Source organism: Phaeocystidibacter luteus (assembly GCF_008933115.1).
In the GTDB taxonomy this organism is placed as follows: Bacteria; Bacteroidota; Bacteroidia; order Flavobacteriales; family Schleiferiaceae; genus Phaeocystidibacter; species Phaeocystidibacter luteus.
This window is the reverse complement of sequence record NZ_WBVO01000005.1, coordinates 18,047-37,075: the sequence shown is the minus strand read 5'-3', so window position 1 is coordinate 37,075 and position 19,029 is coordinate 18,047. Positions and strand designations below refer to the sequence as shown.

The window sequence follows — 19,029 nt, the reverse complement described above, 5'->3', positions numbered from 1 at the left end:
TTTCTAGGACTTAATCTCTAAAGACGTCCCAAACGTTGAAGTCGTTCAGGTTGGCGTATATCAGAAGCGCAACCAAGAGGAAGAAACCAATCGTCTGAGCGATTTCCAAGAACTTGATGCTCGGCTTCTTGCCAGTGGCCATTTCAATCAAAGTAAACAACACGTGACCTCCATCTAGCGCCGGAATTGGCAAGATGTTAAGGAAGCCCAGCATGATGCTGATAAAGGCTGTAACGCCCCAGAAACGCTCCCAGTTCCAGTTGTTTTCTTCATATTGATTCATCATCGTACGGAAGCCACCGATCTCTTTAACTGCACCCGTGTTTGGTGAGAAAATAATCTTGAACTGTTTAATGTAGAAGCCAAGCTGACGCGTCGCTTTGTTCCAACCCGCTTCAACTGCCGACCAACCCGAGTAAGTGGTGTCTACCATGTTGAAGTACTTGTAGGGGTTTCGATTCGGACCAAGCTGAATCATCTTCGAACTGTCTGGCACAACCGCCAACGTCATGTATTCACCATTTCGATACAAGCCAACCTGCACCGTATCGTTCGTGCTTTCCTTAAGTGCTTGTTTGAATTGATCAAAGAATACAATCGACTCATTGTTAACAGCCACAATGCTGTCATTATTCATGAAGCCTGCAGCCGCAGCTGGACCATCAGCAAGAACGGTATCAACCACAAAGGGAACGCGATAGGTTACTGAATGCCCTCCACTTTCGATGATTTCACCAATCGTCGTGTCCGTCATGGTGAGTGAAACCTCCTGGCCGTTACGGTCGATTAGAATTTCTTCATCCAAACCTACCAAGAGCGAGAGCTTGAGGTCTGAATAGCGTTCCATCTTCTCCCCGCCAATAGATAGGATTCTGTCTCCATTCTGGAAGCCCGCATTTTCTAAGCTTTCAGATACTTCCAGTCCGTATTTGATGTTCTCCGTAGGAAGGTAAGACTCTCCGTAGTAATTCATCATGCCTGCGTAAATCACGATGGCTAGGATGAAGTTTACAATCACACCACCCGTGAGGATAATCAAGCGTTGCCATCCTGGCTTGGCTCTAAATTCCCACGGTTCAGGGTCTTTCGACAACCCTTCGGTGTCCATACTCTCGTCTACCATTCCAGAAATCTTGACGTACCCACCGAGCGGAATCCAGCCGATTCCGTAAGTAGTTCCACCAACTTTCTTCTTGAGGAGAGAGAATTTATAATCGAAGAAGAGGTAGAATTTCTCTACTCTCGTCTTGAATAACTTGGCCGGTATGAAGTGTCCCAATTCGTGAAGGACAATCAACAATGAAAGTCCAGCGAGAAACTGAGCTAATTGAATGAGCATAGGGGAGTATTTCTTTCTATGGACGACAAAACTACGAGACTATTCGATGGTCTCAAGTGATTCCAAGACAGAATTACGACTATCGTATTCTTCTTGAGTCATTTCGCCGTTGTCCAATGCTTGTTTTAGTTGATATTTTGCTACTCTAATTCCGTAGTTGTAGTACGATGCTGCCTCACCCAAATACGGTGCCACGGCATCGACCTGCTCCAAAACGCTTTTGCGATCGGATTCGTTCAAGCGCGATAAATATTTAGGAAGTGAAATGTGAATCGTCGACTGCCATTCGGCGCCTGCGTTTTCAATCATCTTCGCCACTTTCGAAGCCTCAACTCCGGATTCATCTTCAAGGATGGTTCGAATAAGTGCACTTGAAAGGCTTCCTCGCGTACGTATGGCGTTTTCAACTGCGAAAGATTCAGCGGCAGCTCTATCGAGTTGTTTCCACACGCCAAACGCTCCTGCCTTGGCGGCATAAGAGGTTTCGTTCAACATTCGATCTCGGTAAAATGCAGCATCGCCTTCACCGTAAACGTTGTACCACACCTCGTATGCGTCGGCACGAACCGATGGGTCTTCGTCGTCCATCATTGACTGAACGGTTTCCTTAATACCGGCGAGCTCACCTTCTGGAAGGTCTTCTACTTTATTCAAAGCATATCGGCGAATGGCGTGAAAATCGTCCTGCATTCCAATACGCAGAATCATTCCCTTGCGCACGCCCTTGGCGTCTTCACCCACAATCTTTGTTATCGCTTCGTAGCGGTCCATCATATGCGGACCATGCGCGAGTTGATGAAGTAAGAAATCCGTTGGCTTCTGCTCTTCAATCTCTGCCAACAAGTATTGATCGGCATCAAAATGAACGAGGAATGGCTTGGAGAGTACCTCGAAAGTGAACTCTTGATATTCCGCATCTACTACCACATTGTAACTGTCTGTTCCAATGCTAGAATACACATCGATTCGCACTGGTAGGCGGTAAAGAGGAGTAGTGCTAAGGTCTTGAGTTTGGGTAACCTTCACCACATATTCACCTGATTCGCGGCGGAATTCATGCTCTACTTTCAAAATTGGATGTCCGCTTGCCAAGAACCATTGGTTGAAGAACCAGTTGAGGTCTTGACCAGACACTTTCTCCATGGCGAGTCGAAGGTTGTGAATCTCAACCGCGGAATAAGCGTTGTCTTCCAAGTACACACGAAGCCCCTCGAAGAATGCGTCGTCGCCAAGAATGTGTCGAAGCATCAATAGAATTCTCCCACCCTTTGAGTAGGAGTGGCGGTCAAACATTCCGAGTACTGAGTTGTAGTCGTATCGGATCATATCGACACTCTTCCCTCGGCTGTATTCTGACAAGTAAGCGCGAAGGTCGGCATAAGCGTGCCACTCGGCCTCGTCGGCTCCATACTTGTATTCCTTCCAAAGGATTTCACCGTAGGTTGCAAAAGATTCGTTGAGAGGCAGGTTTGCCCAGCTTTCGCAGGTTACGAGGTCGCCAAACCAGTGGTGGAACATCTCGTGACTCACAACGTCCTCACCTGTGCCGTCGGCCCAAGAAAGGCTGTCGCCGTACATGAAATCGCCGAAGATTACCCCAGTGGTATTCTCCATGGCCCCACTCACGTATTCGCGAACGGTAACTTGATCGTACTTCTGCCAAGGGTAAGGTGTTCCGAGGCGCTCGGAAAAGAACTCGAGCATCTCGACCGTGTTTGGATACACTTGTCTGGCCACGCCTTCATACTCTGGTTCCACCCAATAATTAACGGGAATGCCGTTCCACTCGTCCGATTGTGCTTTGAACTCGCCTACGGCCATCATCACTAGGTAAGGGGCGTGGGGTTGATCCATCAGCCAGAAATCTGTGCGGGTACCGTCGGAATTTCGGGTTTTGAAATCAAGGCGACCGTTAGAGATGGTTTGATAAGCGCTTGGAACTGTAATAGCAATCTCGTGGGTCATGCGCTCGTTGGGTTCGTCCACCGTTGGGAACCAAGCTGAGTTACTTTCGGGCTCGCCTTGTGTCCACACTTGGCGCATCCATCCGCGAGGGTGGTCTTGTGGGTTGATGAAGTACAGACCCTTTGCTTCGCTGATTGCGTTTCCGCCTTCTACAGTGAGCTCATCTGGCTTGGAGGTGTACTTGATGAGTACCTTCATTTGGTCGTTTCGCGTGAGCGTTTTTCCCGTAGCGATGCGCAGCTTCCAGCCGTCGTATTCGTATTTGAGATCTTGGTTTCGACCTTCGGAAACGTACTTCACTTCGTGAATATCCATGCCTTGAGCGTCGAGTACGAACGTGTCGAGCTCAAAGAAATAGGGCTTGAGGGTAAGTATTGCTTCGCCATTGAGGTAGGCGTGATCCCAATCGAAGGACACTTTTAACTCGGTATGAACCACATCGGTAGTTCTGGCCGCGGATTCGCGGTACAGTGGGCGAGTGGCAAATTCAGGCTCGGAGGACTCTTGTGGAGTCTCAGTTTGAGCTATTGTGAAAATGGAAAGGCCAAGGGCGATTCCGGTATAGATGAAGTTCTTCATAAGACGCGTATAGAGCCGCGAAAAATAAGTAATTTTGAGGCATGCTGAAGATTCAATCCAACGATAAAACCTATACGGTAGAGCCAAATGCTCACAATCCGTCAGAAGGTAAGGTCAATGACCAGGAATATTCACTCGATGTGGTTCGTCAAGATTCGAACCGATTTAACGTCCGCTACGGCGATGGATCCTACGAAGTGGAGATTCACGAATTCAACAAAACCGACAAAACGGCTGTTATCAATGTGAACGGCATATCGCATACCCTTTCGATGCAGGATGACATTGACATCCTTCTTGACAAGATGGGATTGAGCGACGCTTTGGTACAGAAAGTTGGCGAGGTTAAGGCGCCGATGCCGGGTTTGGTACTTGATATTCGCGTTTCGATTGGAGACGAGATAGAGGAAGGTGATCCATTGTTGGTTCTTGAGGCCATGAAAATGGAAAACGTTTTGAAGTCGCCAACAGCAGGAAAAATCAAGGGCATTTCGGTCGAGAAGGGACAAGCCGTTGAGAAAAATCAAATTCTAATTTCATTCGAATAACACTGCACTATGAAAATCACGAAACTTCTATTTGCATCATCCATTTTGGTATTTACCGCTTGCAACTCTGAGAGTAAGTCGGACGATACTACTGCTCCTGAAATGGAGACAGAAATGTCACAGGAGGAGGAAGAGATCACTATGCCAGAAGATGAGAACTTGGCAGTTCCAGAGGGTGCGCGTGTATACTTTGTAAATATTGAAGACGGATCTACCGTTTCTTCTCCACTCCACGTAGAGATGGGTGTGGAGGGAATGACTGTCAACCCAGCTGGAGAACTAGTTGTGGGTACGGGTCACCATCACATCATCATCAACAAGGGTCACATTTCTAAGGGAGATGTAGTTCCGGCCGACGAGCAGCACATCCACTACGGTGGTGGCCAAACGGAAACCGACCTCGAACTAGAGCCAGGAGCATACACACTTACTATGCAGTTCGCAAACGGTCTTCACCAGAGCTATGGTGAGGAGATGAGTGCGACGGTGGAGGTGATTGTGGAGTAGGATCGCCGGAGGCGATGAGAATTGCTTCGCAATAAGGCTGCGGGGCAGCAAGGCCACTGCGTGGCAAGGTTGCTTTGCAACAAGACTACTTCGTAGTAAGAATTGCTTCGCAATAAGGCTGCGGGGCAGTAAGGCTATTGCGTGGCAAGGTTGCTTTGCAACAAGACTACTTCGTAGTAAGGATTGCTTCGCAATAAGGCTGCGGGGCAGCAAGGCCACTGCGTGGCAAGGTTGCTTTGCAACAAGACTACTTCGTAGTAAGGATTGCTTCGCAATAAGGCTGCGGGGCAGCAAGGCCACTGCGTGGCTAAGGTTGCTTAGCAACAAGACCACTTCGTAGTAAGGATTGCTTCGCAATAAGGCTGCGGGGCAGCAAGGCCACTGCGTGGCAAGGTTGCTTTGCAACAAGACTACTTCGTAGTAAGGATTGCTTCGCAATAAGGCTACGATGCAGCAAGGCCACTGCGTGGCAAGGTTGCTTTGCAACAAGACTACTTCGTAGTAAGGATTTCTTCGCAATAAAGAATGTCGGTTTCCGACAGTAGCATAACTAAAAGAGCCCAGCAGTATTCCTGTTGGGCTCTTTAGATTTATAGATCGGCTTTATTTCCGTACGCTATCTTGCGAGCGGAGCGAGCCTTGTCGCGATTAGCGACCTTTCAGCCTATGGCTGACTTTTCGCCGGAGGCGAACTTATTTATCCTGAATCCTATCCACCACCCTCTCTATCTCCGTCTTCCCATGCGGCGTAGGCACACCCTCTTCGTTTAGGTTTACGAAGACCATTTTATCGATTTTGAGGATGGTCTTTTGTGTGAGCTTGTTTCGCACCTCAACAGCGAGGGTGATTGACGTTTTGCCGAAGTCGGTTGCGATGATACCAAGCTCGATAATATCGCCTTGTACGGCGGAGGATATGAAGTTTATTTCGGAAATGTACTTCGTGACTACGCGGACATTGTCGAGTTGAATGTGGGCATAGATAGCCGCCTCTTCGTCGATCCAGCGGAGGAGGCTACCACCGAAGAGCGTCCCGTTCGGGTTGAGGTCTTCGGGTTTGATCCATTTTCTGGTGTGAAATCTCATGTTCCTTTGCTTTGATACAAAGGTACTTCACTCGCCAACCCTGTGCGAATGATATAAGTCAGTTCGATGTTGAGATAGACCCTAGTTTTCGAGCCACTCGGTTTCATACCGCTCTCTTTCGCCGGGCGATAGGTGCATGGCTTGTGCCGACTCGTAGTAGTTGAATCCTACTTCTTTGCAATAGCGAAGCATGCGGCGTGTGATGAAATGATTCAGCTGTGTTTCTTCTGCTACAATCATGGTGCGTTTATTTTGATACAATACTACACACCTAACGTAAACCGTGCTGCTTGGTTTTGTTAACTAGCTGTAAAACAGGGTATTTAGGGTAAAAAGTTATTAACAGGTGTTGATAAGTTTGAAGCTTAATGCCGGAAGAACTCATGCCAGAATCCATGTCATTCCAGAGCTAGAGTACAATTGATCGAATATCATTCTAACCGGGTGTCTAAGTTTTTATAAGGGCTTTTGATCTAGACTTTTAGGGTGACGGAATGGATAGTTCGCCCCCCTTTTTGCGTTGATGCCCCTCATTGTCGGATCGACCTGTTGCCAAACTTTTTTCTTTCGCTTGGCCCCCTCTCCCGTATTCGCCACGTAATAGTTTCAGTAGTAATGAGTATTTAGCCTTCCGATTAATCGGAGCAGAGTCCCGCCAATGAGCGGGACTCTCTGTTTCGGGAAATCGGTAAAAGGCCCTCTCTCTCATTTTGCCGTTAAGCGTATACTCAGTCTGTATAGGTTTTAACTCTCGTGTGCAGTTCTTTTACATTTCTCAAAATTCTCTATGACCATGAAAAAATTGCTACTCTCGCTAGTAGTTGCACTTGTTTCCCTTTCATCTTACGGGACACACATCAAAGGCGGCCAGATTTACTGGGACGCCCTAGGCAACAATCAGTATGATGTTTATGTAGAGCTTATCAGAGACCCCTCTGGAATCTCTATGCCTGCCAATGTTACTATAGATGTAGGCAGTACATCCGTTTCTGCAGCAATGCAAACTTTCAACAAGTTTCCAGCAGGTTGCGGTGCTATGGATGGCTACGAGGTGTATATCTACAAAGCGACTAATATCACTATGAACGTAACCGCCGGTTCAAACCTGGTAGTTGCATACGATGAGTGTTGTCGCCCCATCACAGATAACGTAAGCGGTTCAGGCAATCTTTATATTGAATCTGTTCTACATGCGGCCGGAGCTAATTTGAGCTCCCCTCGTTTTGATTTGTACAATCATTACGACGAAAACGGAAAGAGACTTTTCCTCCCCGTAATTAACCCAGAGGGATTGTCAACAAGCCTAAGCATGGCTGAACCACTTGTAAATGCAGCCACGGGTGTAACCTTCAACACAGGGTATAGCATTTCCAACCCGACAAGTCCAAATGATGTGCTCATCGGTAATACTTTCTATGTAGGAACCACCACCCAAGGAGCGTACATTGCAGGTTTTGATGTTACAGGAACTGATGCGAATGGACAGACTACTTCGGTAGTTCAAGCGGATATCAGAATAGTGACCAGCACAGCTCCGGGCTCCACGAACAGCAATCCTAACATTGCACTTACAAATGCGTCAGGATGGTCAACACAAGACTCAATCCTCTACTCAACAAATGGACTACCGGGCGATTCGATTTATTTCCGAATTCAGGCCACAGATAGCGACATGAACCCGAACATGACTCCTCAGCAAATCACAGCTGAATTAAGAGGCGGAGGTTCACTGCCAGGGAATGCACTACTCAGTCCACTTGCTCCTCAATCAGGGTTGGTAAGCACTCTAACAAACAATACTGAGTTCCTATGGGTTGTGCCTCAAGGTGCAGCTGGAACCTATCAGTTTGCCGTGTATATTACGGATGATAACTGCCCGCGCAATGGCGTTAACTCACTTCAATTTGAAGTTAATGTATCGAGCATTGATGTAGACACTTTCGGAATCTGCACGGGTGGCGTAGTTGCCCTACAAGCACCAACTTCTGGCAGCACATACGCTTGGGCTCCTGCAACGGGGTTGTCCAGCACGAACACAGCTGTCACAATTGCTTCTCCTAGCGCAACTACAACCTATACATGTCACGTTGATGGAAACCTAGTTGCCGAGTATACCGTAGAAGTGAATGCCCCAGTCAAGCCTCTAGGAAGTCAGCCTCAACCAAATCAAATTGAGTTGACGAACGTGAGCAGTTTTGACAACCACGCTTTCCTTTACGGTTACGTGCCATTCTCATTCAATTCCACCATCGTTACAATCTCAAATTCTGGGGTGTACCACATCGTTGGTCAAAAGGGTGGATGCCTTACCATCTCCGACTCGATTGTTGTAGCAACAGATTCTGCTAGCGGAGTGTACCTTATCGACAACCCGCTTTCGGGCGATGACTTCACAGTGTTCGACGACCAGTCGATCTACTCTATGGATATCACAATCGGTGGACATGACGCTACCCTTGCAGTAGAAGAAATTGTGATTCCAGGCGCTACGATGAGTGGCAAAACTGGAGGAGTTCGCCTCATCGTGGCAGATGGAACAGGACTAACTCAAACCGTAAATGGAGTGCAAGCTGGCGACGAAGCCGTGAGTTTTGATTTGCCACAGGTGGCTTACTTGATTCAGTCTTCTGCCAATCCTAAGCTTACACTAGTGATCGACAGTGGAGCACTTGAACTTCCATTGCTCGAGGCGCAATCAATGCCATATTCAATTAACAACCTCTCTGTTGTTTCAAGTACTACCACTACGCGTGGGGCTATGAGCACAAGTGGCGACATTGTTCCTTTCATCTTTAAAGGAACCTTTGAAGTGGGAATCGACGAAAACGAACTTGAAAGCGTGCTCATTTATCCTCAGCCGGCTGAAGACTTCATTCAGATTGACGGGGTTGAAGGTGAACTCGAATACAAGATTATCGACATGAATGGTAGAGTGCTTGCGCACGGAACTACCGAAACCAACAGAATTGATGTATCTGCCATTCAAACAGGCATGTACATTTTGAGCTTGAGCAATGAACATGCTCAGCGTAACGTTAACGTTGTTATCAGATAACAATCGTTAGACTCTGCTTTAAGCCACGTTGCCTACCACCTAGGGCAGCGTGGTTTTTTTATTCCCGTATTTTGTGGTGATGAATCGGTTTTCTCGTCAGCAAGTTTACCTCGCTCTGGTGTTAACCCTACTAGTGCTCTCGGCCGCCGTTACACTGTTTTTTGGGGATGTAATGTTGGTGGATAGCGAGGAATATCTTTTCAAGGCAGACAATCTCTGGAAACAGATTCAAGATCCAGTTGCGCTTTCTAAGCGCCCCCCTCTTTACCCGTTTGTCTTAAAGGTCACTGGAGTTTGGGGAGCGGTTCTTCTTCAAAATCTATTGGTCATTCTCGTCTTTTGGAGGCTCGTGCGCTTCTTAAACTTGAAGGAGCTCACTAAGCGCCAATGGCGACTCGTTTTGCTTCTTACTTTTTTCAGTTTGAACGTCTTTCTCTATGCAGATAAAGTCATGGCCGAAGTGCTATCCATGACCGCATTGTGGTTTTTGTTTGAATCGATTCAGAAGCGGAAGATGTGGAATGCGGTCTTACTTCTGACGCTCCTGCCCTTCATTAAGCCGGTCTTTTTGTTCTTGCCAATCATACTGTGCCTCGTAGCCTTTTTCATGCGCACATACCGAGGTTGGTTCGCCTTTATGCTGATTCCCTTCGCGCTCAGCCTTGGGTACATGAGCTGGAACAAACACCGTACGGGTGCCTTCGAGTTTTCGAGTATTCAGCACATCAATGCCCTGCATTACAACAAGTATCAATTTGATGTTTATCGATTCGGGGCAGAGTATGCTGCAGAGGTGAATGATTCCATTAAGAAGGCGACAGAGAATGTGCCTTATGCGGAGAAGGTCGAAGTCTATAACCAGTCCTTCTATTCGGATGTAAAATCAGCCCCGTTTAGTTACCTGATGTTTCATACGGTAGGCGCAATCCGCGGTGTAATCGACCCAGGCAGGTTCGATCTTCAGTTTCTTCTCCCAACTACTATTGAGGAAGGTTTCGCCCATCGCGAGGGCGGTGTGTTGGGATACCTGAGGAGCTTAAATCCTGTGACCATACTGGTGCTTATCCCCATTGCACTCATCAATGGAGTGAGAGCGCTGTTAGCCTTGATTGGGGCATGGCGGCACAGGAAGCAAGAGCACGTTATTTGGGCGTTTGTCATTGTCGCCTATGTGGTTGGTATAACGGGACCGATAAACGCCTCGAGGTTTATGGTGCCCATGGTGCCTTTGCTGATTTACTTGGCGGTCATCGGAATGTCATCCAAGGCGAAAGTATGAGAAAGTCGGGCCTCACCCCCTAGCAAGACCCGACCTTTCAACCTCAATCCAACTCCAAATCAATCACTTCACCGTTAGCAGTGATTAGTAACACTTCTCGCTGGATTTCAGTCTCAGTCATCACCTGAGGCTGAACAACCTGCTCTTCAGGTTTAGGAGTGTATCGAAGTACAATCTCATACTCGAGTTGAACGACCGGCTCGAGAATGGATGCATTCATCACGAAGTCGTAGCCCTTGTTGGCAATGGGCATGTAGAATTCTGATGTGGTTTTGTCGTGCTGAACCACCGTTCCGTTTTCGGCGCGAACATTTAGTGCGCTGCTGCAGTAAGCCGTATACGTTTGATAGCGCTCAATAGGATACGTACTGCGGAATCCGTCGGCCATTTGTACGTTGAACTCGGCGAAATCAACGCCCATTAGTCGCTTGTGACGGTTCATTTCGGCCATCAAAAGTGTTTCTGCCTTTGCGATCATTTCGGCCTTCTTTTTCTCGATGTCTTCGATGTGGTAATCCACCCTAACGAGATCATAGATTTCTTGCTCAGCGCAAAGTGCCACAAGGCGCTCGAGAACTTCTGGATCAGTGTATCGGAAATGGAGGTTCTTTTTGAGTTCGAAGCCCTTTGGAACTTCATTGTAAGTGTCTTCGGAGAAGATTTTCTTGGTCACCTGAACTTCGTAAAGCGGTACGAAGGAGATCATGTCGATGTAGGTTTCAACATCTATCCCCTCGGCGACCAGTGCTTGTTTGATACTGTCGGTTTTTGCACGAACGAGTGCTTCAGTTTCACCTTGTGTGGTGCCCATCTGTGTGATGGTGAAGATGGCGAGATAGGAATCGGCTTCTAAATTCATCATTCCCTTTACAGTGAAGTGATGGATGTCGAGCGGTTGTAGACTTGCTATGCCGCTCGTTGTGGGGAGCACAGTTGTTTGTCTGAATTGTTGATTTGAAGAACTGCGATAGTCGTAATTTCCTCTTACTTGTGCCACTGCGAAGAGTGGGAGTGTTGCAATTGCTATTGCGATTATTCTTTTGGTACGCATGATGATTCGGTTTTTACATGTTACTGGTGCCAAAGGAATCGAGATGACGAAAAAACGCGCTGTAACAGGCTTGTCAATCGATTGCAACTGCTTTACAAGAGCTTTACAATCGAATATTCTATCTTCCGAATAGATTTGTCAGCGAATGTCAGAGGAATACATCCAGCACTTTGAACGGCTCAAGGAAGCCGTTAGAAATAAAGCCGAGGAAAGACTTTCCATAAGGAAGGAATTCGCGGATTGGAGTGTTGCCGATATTCAAGATTTTCGGGTTGACCTCGAAGCGTGTTGCAAGAGTAGTGTGAGTGAAAAGTGGTTCTACACTCACCTCAAAAACACGAATGACAAGTTGCCGAGAATCGACGTTCTCAATTTACTCAGCGAGTATGCTGGCTTTAAGAACTGGGATGCTTTCATTTTTGAAGCTCCAGCCGAGGTGAAAAGATCTCGCTTTGGACCATGGCTAGCCGTTTTCGGCGGAGTAATTGCAGCCGCAATTGGAGTTTCCATGTGGCTTGGAAATCGTGATTCAACTCCAGTACTCACGTTCATCGATGCGTATACGCAAGAGCCCGTAGATGCGAACAGTTTGACATTCACCAGCACTGTGGGCAAGCGCCTTCAATATTCAAAAGGTAGGATAGAGGCGGATAGTGTGGTTGTTGATGGGGCGTATTACAAGGAGAAGAAGGTTGGAATTGTGTCGAACAAAGACACGCTCACCGTCACGCTCTTTCCAGATGATTATGCCTTAATGCTCAATTTCTTCTCACGTTCAATTACGGAAGACTTCGAGAAGCGTAGAGCACAGTTGTTATCGGCAATTCACCCCGATGCGAAGATCTTTCAAAGTCACCCCGAGCTGAGTGGCATTGAGTTGTTGAACCGGGAGGAATTCATTTACAGGTTGACGTTGCCGATTAATCAGTTGAGGAATTTGGACATACAGGATATCGTGTACAAAGACGAAAAAATTTACCGCTTGCGGTTTACACAAAATACAGATGAGGATGAATAAGATAGTGATGTGCGTGCTGTTCAGTCTTGCGACCGTTATGGCGTCAGGACAGAGCTACAGCACTATGGAGAGCCGGTTCAATCGAAGCGAGCTGACGGAAGCTGATAGTACGGCGTTTATCAATCAGGGTCGTCAGAAGGCACGAAGCCTTTTTGATCTGGGCAAGTTGTTCATCTCGAATTCGGGGAGGTCGAGCAATCAATCGTACATACAGCGCGGAACGAACAACATTTTTTATGTTGAAGAAGGAGATTCTGTGGACACGGGAGACATCCTCCAAAGAACCTCTCAAGCCGAGTCTACCGACGGTGAACCCATTCGTTTCAAGCTAGAAGATGCGGATGGCTACTTGGCAAAGATCTCCACGGTGAACAGTGATCCGCCATTCATCTTTTACCTGGTACTTGCTCAAATAGTAAAGAAGTTCGGTGAAGAAGAAGAGCGGGTATGGGATGTGATGTTGAAGGAGGTTACGGAGTGAGATTACCTCAATCGTGCGTTAATTGGAACGGTATACCGCATCATGTATGGTTTGCCATTCCACATTCCTGGATTGAGTCGCATGAGCTTAGAAACTACTCGTACGGCCTCTGCATCAATGTCATCGTGGCCGCTTGATCTTTCAATTGAAAAATCGGTGATGTCTCCTTCCAGATTGATGACAAAACTGACCCATATACGTCCACCACGTCCTTCAAGTCTTGCCCTAACAGGAAACTCGAACTCCTCCCCAATTTGAGTCATGATTTTGTTTTGGAAACAGCGGAATCGTTCCTCCTCTGTATCGCCTCGGCAATCATCGTAATACGGATAGGCATATTCTCGGTCTGAGTTTTCAGCTTGAATTTCGGTGGCTGCTTTTAACCTCGAGTTGTAGTATCCGCTCGGAAAGAATCCTTCACCTTCGCCTGCACTTCGAAGCTTGGCGTATTCTTCCGCATTGTAAACGTACAACTTGGGCATATGCGAATCGTAGATATACTCGAACAAGAATTCGCCGATCCAAAAGTGATAGTACTTGATTTCGGTCTCCACAATGCGATCGCTCCTTTGCTCAGGTCGCTCGAGGGTTTTCACCTCGTGTTTTATTGAATCTGATGAAGCTTGAATGGCTTGAAGCAGCTGAGGTGCGCAACTGGAGTTGAGGTCCATTTGGATTACGCGACCGATGGTTTCATGCGTATAGATATGCACGTTTTTGTACCGGTCGGTCATGTGGATGCGGTACAGCGAACCGCGGACCTCTAATTGGCCTTTCATCCATGGTGTTTCTGGGATGATTTTCCACATTTCATCGGAAACCTCGTTGATGTATCGGGTGAGGTATACGTCTTCGATATGACCGGTTTCAGCAAACTTGATAAGGTCGCTTAACGAAATGCAAGAATCGTTTTGGGCATTGGCGCTAGAGAAGGCGAGAATGCCAAAAGTGAAAAGTACTAGAGAGAGAGTACGCATGAATTAAAATTTTGTGCCCTAGGATCAGGAGAATCATGTTATGGAGCGAGGGCGTTCTAGGAATGACTGCTGTATGACGTTAATGTGACGTAAAGTGCTACTGAAATTTGGCTCTTATTGGAACATCATAAATCGTATTCACAGGTTCGCCATCTAAGGTTGCGGGACCAATGTTGAGGTCCAAGTCGTTTACAACTCGAATGGCCTCACCGTCAATAATATCGCTTCCAGATGTTTCTTTAATGTGCAAGGCAGTTATATCGCCACTCTTGGAAATTACAAAGGACACAACGACTTTTCCACCGCCTCCAAATATGTACTCAAAATTGGGGAAGGTGAAGTTACTAGCTACAGTGTTCTTCATCTGTCTTTCAAAGCACAAATAGTTTAGAGAATCGGACTCAAATTGACATTCTGGTAACGAAGGTGAACGGAAGTTGTCTCGAGAACTATACTCAATCGGTGGACCTTCTTTCAAGCGGTCTATGGCAATGGTTTCGTGTTCTACGAATTGTGTGTAGGCTGTTTTATCGTAGAAGTACGCCCTTCCATCTTTAATGACGGCACACACTTCTCCAAGTTGATAGACGGGTACAACCTCGGCACTATCCATACCTGCTACGCTCACTTCGAAGACGCTATCTGTAGCGTTTTTGATCTCGCTCATCAGCTTGTCACCTTGTGGGTTGGTGAGAAAAAGATCTACCACTTTACCGTGAGTTGGGTTGTTAAATACCTCAACATTGTAGTAAAGTCCAGGTACGTACAACGCCCAAAGGCTCCCAAGTTTTGATGAGTCTTCATATCCACTACGCCCACGAATATGGGGAGCATGCATTTGATTCGAGATTAGCGAGAACTCCCACTTCGGATTCACATTCTCAAGCGTGCCTTGGTCAAGTATAGTCTTCACTTCAGACAACGTAATGTATTCTGTTGGGGGCATCGACGCCACACCTTTTGAGCCAGAGCACGACGCGATCAAAGTGCATAGTGCCGATAAAACAATAAGGCTTTTAGTCTTCATCATTACTTGAAATTCGTGCGTTAATTGGAACAACGTAAGACATACGCACGGGTTGACCATTAACTTTCGCAGGTGTCATTTTTGGCAAGTGTCTTGCCGCATCGATACCCGCTTGGTCTATATCATCATGTCCAGAGGATCGAATGACCGTGATTTCCGATATCGAACCGTCGTATTCAATGATGAATTGGATGTAAACCACGCCACCGCGACTTTCGCGTACGGCATCTTCTGGGAAGTCAAAATTGGCACCAATTACCTTTCGAACGTTGTACTCAAAGCAGTAATAGTTCTCGTCTTGACTTTTTTGATCACATCCAGGGAAACGCGGGTAGGATTCCACTCCGTAGAAATCATACGTGTCCGCAAAGTTTACCACTTCTTCTATTTCAGGGTAGGTGCGATTTCTCTCCTCGCCAAAAACGGCATTGTACCGAGACTTGGAATAAATCAAAAGCTGAGTTTCATCCTCCTTGTGGTAAACTTCCACGTATTGCTCTTCGATTTCATAAAGCTCTATCTCGCTCATTACATTCGGCTTGGCACCACCGTCGTCCGTTTCGCGATAGCTGACGGCCACGCCTTCTACCGGCTCAATATCCCTGCTCTCAAGGTCTTTTATCAGCTCATGAATACAAGGATTGTCTTTCGAAGATATCTCTACGATTATTCCCAGGGTAGGTGAAGTTTGAACTACAAAATCCTGATCGTTGTCATCCGTTGTGATGGTCCAAGAAACCGGAACATACGAGATGATAGTATCTGCAAATGAGGACCTGAACCTTCTCTTGCCGATTGATCCAACGCTCGCCTCTAAAGCCGACCTGTCGAACTGTGTTTCGGGTGTGCCTCGGAATTGAATTTCGAGGTAGTCGGATAACGTTAGACAGTCTTCTGGATTGGTCGAATAGCCGACCAAACTCAATACACTTAGCGCGATGGTGAGAATGTAGCTTCGCAAATTATTCAGCATGATTTTCGAAGAATTCCTCTACTCTTTCTTCCCAGTCTTCGTAGCGCTCCACGCGCTCTTCATTTGACTCTTCGTTGAGCTCGTTGAACACCGGAACCATATCATTGAAATCCTCAAGTGCCGCGTTGTATTCGTCGATTTCCTCTTGAGTTAGATCGCTGCGATCTTTGGCTTGAATGGATTCGTTGAGGCGATCGAAACGGTCTTTCTTCACGTAGAAATCCACCATGGCCGGGAAGGTTTCTTCACCTTCCTTCTTGTAGAACTCGAGTAGTCTGCGTGCTGCGTTAATCAACTTAGGATCTCGGTTGAAACGCGGCATGGTGTCTAGCGCCGCAAGGCCCTTGTCTGCCGCAGCCACCAAAGCCTGAGTGTTCTGCTCTAGGCTGATGATATCATCTCGGTTAAGCGCTTCTAGAGCATAATTTTCCTGCACATTGGCACGGAAGAAGATGAGGAAGATTTCGTTGTAGTAAGATAGCGCTGCGCTCGCCTTGGCGATGGCTTGATCACGTGAATCACCTTCGCCTTCGATGAGGTTGATGTTGTTCTGACGTGCGAAGGCCTCGTGTCCCGCTTTGTAGATTTGAAAGGCACTGTCCATCTTCGCATTCGCGATTTCGTTGGCCATCATGTAGGCCTCCATATCGTCGTACGACTGTTCTGCTATGGCCTCAAGGTCCATGATTTGTGCGAAATCTTCCTTCATCACAATGGATGTGAGGCTGAGGTAGTTCAACACTTCTTTTTGGTAAGTGTCGTCGCCATTAAACGGACCTATGGCTTCGATTTCCTTGTACACGTCATCGAGTTCTCTGATAAGCGCCTGACGTCTTCGTTCTTGTGTGCGAGCACTTCGACCTTGAGTTGCGGCACGAAGGTATCCCCACGTTTCATTTTTAAGGTGACCGATGCTGTTGCCCACTTTTTCCATGTACCGAACAGCCTCGTTTGGTTGTGCACTTAGGAGCGTACTTGCCGCCATGAATACCACGGCCAGAGCGAAACGAATTTTCATTGCTATTGAGAAATTAGTTGTAGGTAATCGTTTAGAATGAGGAAGCTCTCTGCAATGTGCGGATCTTCCGAAAGGTTCTCTTTTATTCTTTCATTTTCTTCCTGATTGATCTCCAAAACAAAATCGGGGATATCGATGGAATAAGGGAGGTTGTCTGAAAGGTCTTTGAATGGTATTTCGAGTGACTCGACTTCCTCGAACAGCGCTACAAATTGTGCATAACCCAAAGGAACCGAAGTGTTTTCTTCCTCATCGTGGTTACCCACTTGTTGCCAGTCTGCACTAGCCCTTAGTCTGCCTTCGCTGAGCTCTTTCAGCCTTGCGATTGGAAGAGGGTCTGACGGGAAGTAGTAGGTTTTCTTATTTATGGTTGGGCAGTCTAACACCGATGCATAATGATCTTCGCGGTACTCCGAATAGTCGTCGAATTCAGGGAGAAGAATGTCAGGTGTAATTCCAACCGCTTGGTGACTTTCTCCCGTAACGCGATAGAAGGCGCCAAGGGTAAGCTTGATGAAATTATCGGGCACAATGGTAGTGTCGCCATTGCGGTAATCGAGCAGGGGCAACACTTGTTGTATGGTTGCCTTGCCGTAGGTTTGACTTCCAACGATGATGGCTCGATTTCGATCTTGAAGAGCGGCGGCAAACAATTCGGAGGCGGAAGCGCTGAACGTATTCACCATTACCACCATGGGTTTGTCGAAGATGATACCTCGATCCATATCCTTGAGAGTTTGATACGGAGGTTCGCCGGCCGATTCGATAGACAAGGCACCGTAGTCAACAAAAATCCCGGCCATTCTCAGGGCCTCGTACATGGAGCCTCCACCGTTGTTTCGCAAATCGAAAATGAGTCCATCGATACCTTCTCGTTTGAGTCGGATTAGGGATAGACTTACATCGCGCGCGCAGCCTTCTGGGCTATAGGAATCTGCTCCGCCCATGTAGAATGACGGTAGGTAGATGTACCCGATTTTAGCGTCGCCGTCTAGGATAAAAGTTTGGACGGTGTTTTCTTTCACTTCCACGACTTCCTTGCGGAGGAAGACTTCAATCTCCTCGCCGCTAGGTTTGCGGAAGGTGAATGTCCCACTTTCGGAGCTCCCGGTTTCGATGATTCGGTTGACCTCCGACATAGGGAGGCAGGAGAAATCGTCGAACGACTCGTTGGAAGATTCAACCTTAACGATGATGTCTCCAATATTGATTTCGTTGCTCCGCCAAGCAGGGCTTCCGGGAATGATGTCGTACACTTCGATGTCGCCATTCGAATTTCGGTACACGTTGAGCCCGTAGGACTTTGCATCTCTAGAAAGACTCATTTCGAACTCTTTCATCGACTCTTGCGTGAAGAAACTTGTATGTGGGTCGAAAGCTTGACTTAGCGCGTTGAGGTACTTGTTGGCGATGTACGATTCGATATTCTCGAAGTGGTTCACATCGTCTTCCATGCGGCAGATTACGCTTTCACTTACCTTCTTTTGATAGGCGCCGAATTCAGCTTTAGAAGGCGTTTCGGTAGAGCCCGAATCGCGCTGAGCGAAGGCCGTGAAAAGCACGCGAATTTGAAAGGTTTTCTTCCAGTAGGAGGTCCACTCCTCTTCCGACATTACCGAAGTGGGGTAGTTGAACGATTCGTCGGTGGTGAAGTCTAGCTCAGCTTCCCCCAATTCTCCCAAAAGATTTTTGAGTGCGGCAAGGCGGTTAGCGTAAATGGTAGAAGCGTCTTGAATCAGTTTGCACCCTTCGTCTCCATTGAGTGCGGCGGTAAACTTATACTTGTTGAGTTGGGCAACATCTTCTGCGGTTAGAAAGCTTTCGCGACTATTAATAGACTCCATGAAGGAGTTGAAGGTCAATCTCGAAAGTGTGGAATCTACGGGGCGAGGATTCACGTGAAAATCGCTGGCCATCTGAAGAATGAGATCCGCTTTATCACAGGTAGACAACGCCTGGCTAAACCCAAGGGTCGAAAGGACGGATAGCGCACTGAAAAACAGAATCTTCAGAGAGGCGAAGCGAGGTAGCATTAGGACGAGATTTCTTTACGGTTGGAAAGGTATTAAAAGAAAGGAAATAGGGCAAAGCGTGAAGGCCCTGTTGTCAGAATGAAATACCTGAAA

Annotated in this window: 16 protein-coding genes; 6 read left to right on the top strand and 10 right to left on the bottom strand. The window is 47.2% G+C overall.

Features of this window, described 5'->3' with window-relative positions:
• Positions 1–10: 10 nt before the first annotated feature.
• Together rseP and F8C67_RS07550 are read right to left on the bottom strand one after the other, a co-directional pair.
• Positions 11–1,339: an RIP metalloprotease RseP gene (gene rseP, locus F8C67_RS07555; protein ID WP_151667227.1), complete on the bottom strand. Its 1,329-nt coding sequence runs from the start codon at positions 1,337–1,339 to the stop codon at positions 11–13.
• Between the two features lie 39 nt (positions 1,340–1,378).
• Positions 1,379–3,883, bottom strand: coding sequence for a M1 family metallopeptidase (locus F8C67_RS07550; protein ID WP_151667226.1), 2,505 nt, complete (start codon positions 3,881–3,883; stop codon positions 1,379–1,381).
• A 41-nt stretch (positions 3,884–3,924) separates the two neighbouring features.
• On the opposite strand from F8C67_RS07550, the gene F8C67_RS07545 reads away from it, so the two are divergent.
• Positions 3,925–4,431, top strand: a complete 507-nt coding sequence (locus F8C67_RS07545) for a biotin/lipoyl-containing protein (protein ID WP_151667225.1) — start codon at positions 3,925–3,927, stop codon at positions 4,429–4,431.
• A gap of 9 nt (positions 4,432–4,440) precedes the next feature.
• Positions 4,441–4,938, top strand: a complete 498-nt coding sequence (locus tag F8C67_RS07540) for a DUF4399 domain-containing protein (RefSeq protein WP_223277532.1) — start codon at positions 4,441–4,443, stop codon at positions 4,936–4,938.
• Positions 4,939–5,631: 693 nt separating this feature from the next.
• Here the strand turns inward: F8C67_RS07540 and F8C67_RS07535 are convergent.
• Together F8C67_RS07535 and F8C67_RS14300 are read right to left on the bottom strand one after the other, a co-directional pair.
• Positions 5,632–6,024: an acyl-CoA thioesterase gene (locus F8C67_RS07535; RefSeq protein WP_151667224.1), complete on the bottom strand. Its 393-nt coding sequence runs from the start codon at positions 6,022–6,024 to the stop codon at positions 5,632–5,634.
• 81 nt (positions 6,025–6,105) lie between these two features.
• Positions 6,106–6,264, bottom strand: coding sequence for a hypothetical protein (locus tag F8C67_RS14300; protein WP_170266397.1), 159 nt, complete (start codon positions 6,262–6,264; stop codon positions 6,106–6,108).
• Between the two features lie 553 nt (positions 6,265–6,817).
• On the opposite strand from F8C67_RS14300, the gene F8C67_RS07530 reads away from it, so the two are divergent.
• Positions 6,818–9,079 (top strand): T9SS type A sorting domain-containing protein, encoded by a 2,262-nt coding sequence (locus F8C67_RS07530; protein ID WP_170266396.1) that lies wholly within the window; start codon positions 6,818–6,820, stop codon positions 9,077–9,079.
• A gap of 79 nt (positions 9,080–9,158) precedes the next feature.
• Positions 9,159–10,358, top strand: a complete 1,200-nt coding sequence (locus tag F8C67_RS07525; protein WP_151667222.1) for a hypothetical protein — start codon at positions 9,159–9,161, stop codon at positions 10,356–10,358.
• Positions 10,359–10,401: 43 nt separating this feature from the next.
• On the opposite strand, the gene F8C67_RS07520 is transcribed toward F8C67_RS07525, so the two are convergent.
• Positions 10,402–11,409: a hypothetical protein gene (locus F8C67_RS07520; protein WP_151667221.1), complete on the bottom strand. Its 1,008-nt coding sequence runs from the start codon at positions 11,407–11,409 to the stop codon at positions 10,402–10,404.
• A 145-nt stretch (positions 11,410–11,554) separates the two neighbouring features.
• Between F8C67_RS07520 and F8C67_RS07515 the strand changes: the two genes are divergently transcribed.
• Together F8C67_RS07515 and F8C67_RS07510 are read left to right on the top strand one after the other, a co-directional pair.
• Positions 11,555–12,427, top strand: coding sequence for a hypothetical protein (locus tag F8C67_RS07515; protein WP_151667220.1), 873 nt, complete (start codon positions 11,555–11,557; stop codon positions 12,425–12,427).
• A complete protein-coding gene (locus F8C67_RS07510; RefSeq protein WP_151667219.1) occupies positions 12,420–12,908 on the top strand; it encodes a hypothetical protein in 489 nt (162 codons plus the stop codon). Before F8C67_RS07515 ends, F8C67_RS07510 begins: the two co-directional genes overlap by 8 nt.
• Positions 12,909–12,910: 2 nt before the next feature.
• Here the strand turns inward: F8C67_RS07510 and F8C67_RS07505 are convergent, their stop codons facing one another.
• The 5 genes from F8C67_RS07505 to F8C67_RS07485 form a co-directional block, all read right to left on the bottom strand.
• Entirely contained in the window at positions 12,911–13,885 is a 975-nt protein-coding gene (locus tag F8C67_RS07505; RefSeq protein ID WP_151667218.1) for an energy transducer TonB, read from the bottom strand.
• A 97-nt stretch (positions 13,886–13,982) separates the two neighbouring features.
• Positions 13,983–14,831, bottom strand: coding sequence for an energy transducer TonB (locus F8C67_RS07500; protein ID WP_170266395.1), 849 nt, complete (start codon positions 14,829–14,831; stop codon positions 13,983–13,985).
• 70 nt (positions 14,832–14,901) lie between these two features.
• Positions 14,902–15,885 (bottom strand): energy transducer TonB, encoded by a 984-nt coding sequence (locus F8C67_RS07495; RefSeq protein WP_151667216.1) that lies wholly within the window; start codon positions 15,883–15,885, stop codon positions 14,902–14,904.
• A complete protein-coding gene (locus F8C67_RS07490; protein ID WP_151667215.1) occupies positions 15,875–16,903 on the bottom strand; it encodes an LIC11966 family surface protein in 1,029 nt (342 codons plus the stop codon). The genes F8C67_RS07495 and F8C67_RS07490 overlap by 11 nt, the downstream gene beginning before the upstream one ends.
• Before the next feature lie 2 nt (positions 16,904–16,905).
• The gene (locus F8C67_RS07485; protein ID WP_151667214.1) at positions 16,906–18,936 is read right to left on the bottom strand and encodes a S41 family peptidase; all 2,031 of its coding nucleotides are present in this window, start codon (positions 18,934–18,936) and stop codon (positions 16,906–16,908) included.
• Positions 18,937–19,029: the final 93 nt, after the last annotated feature.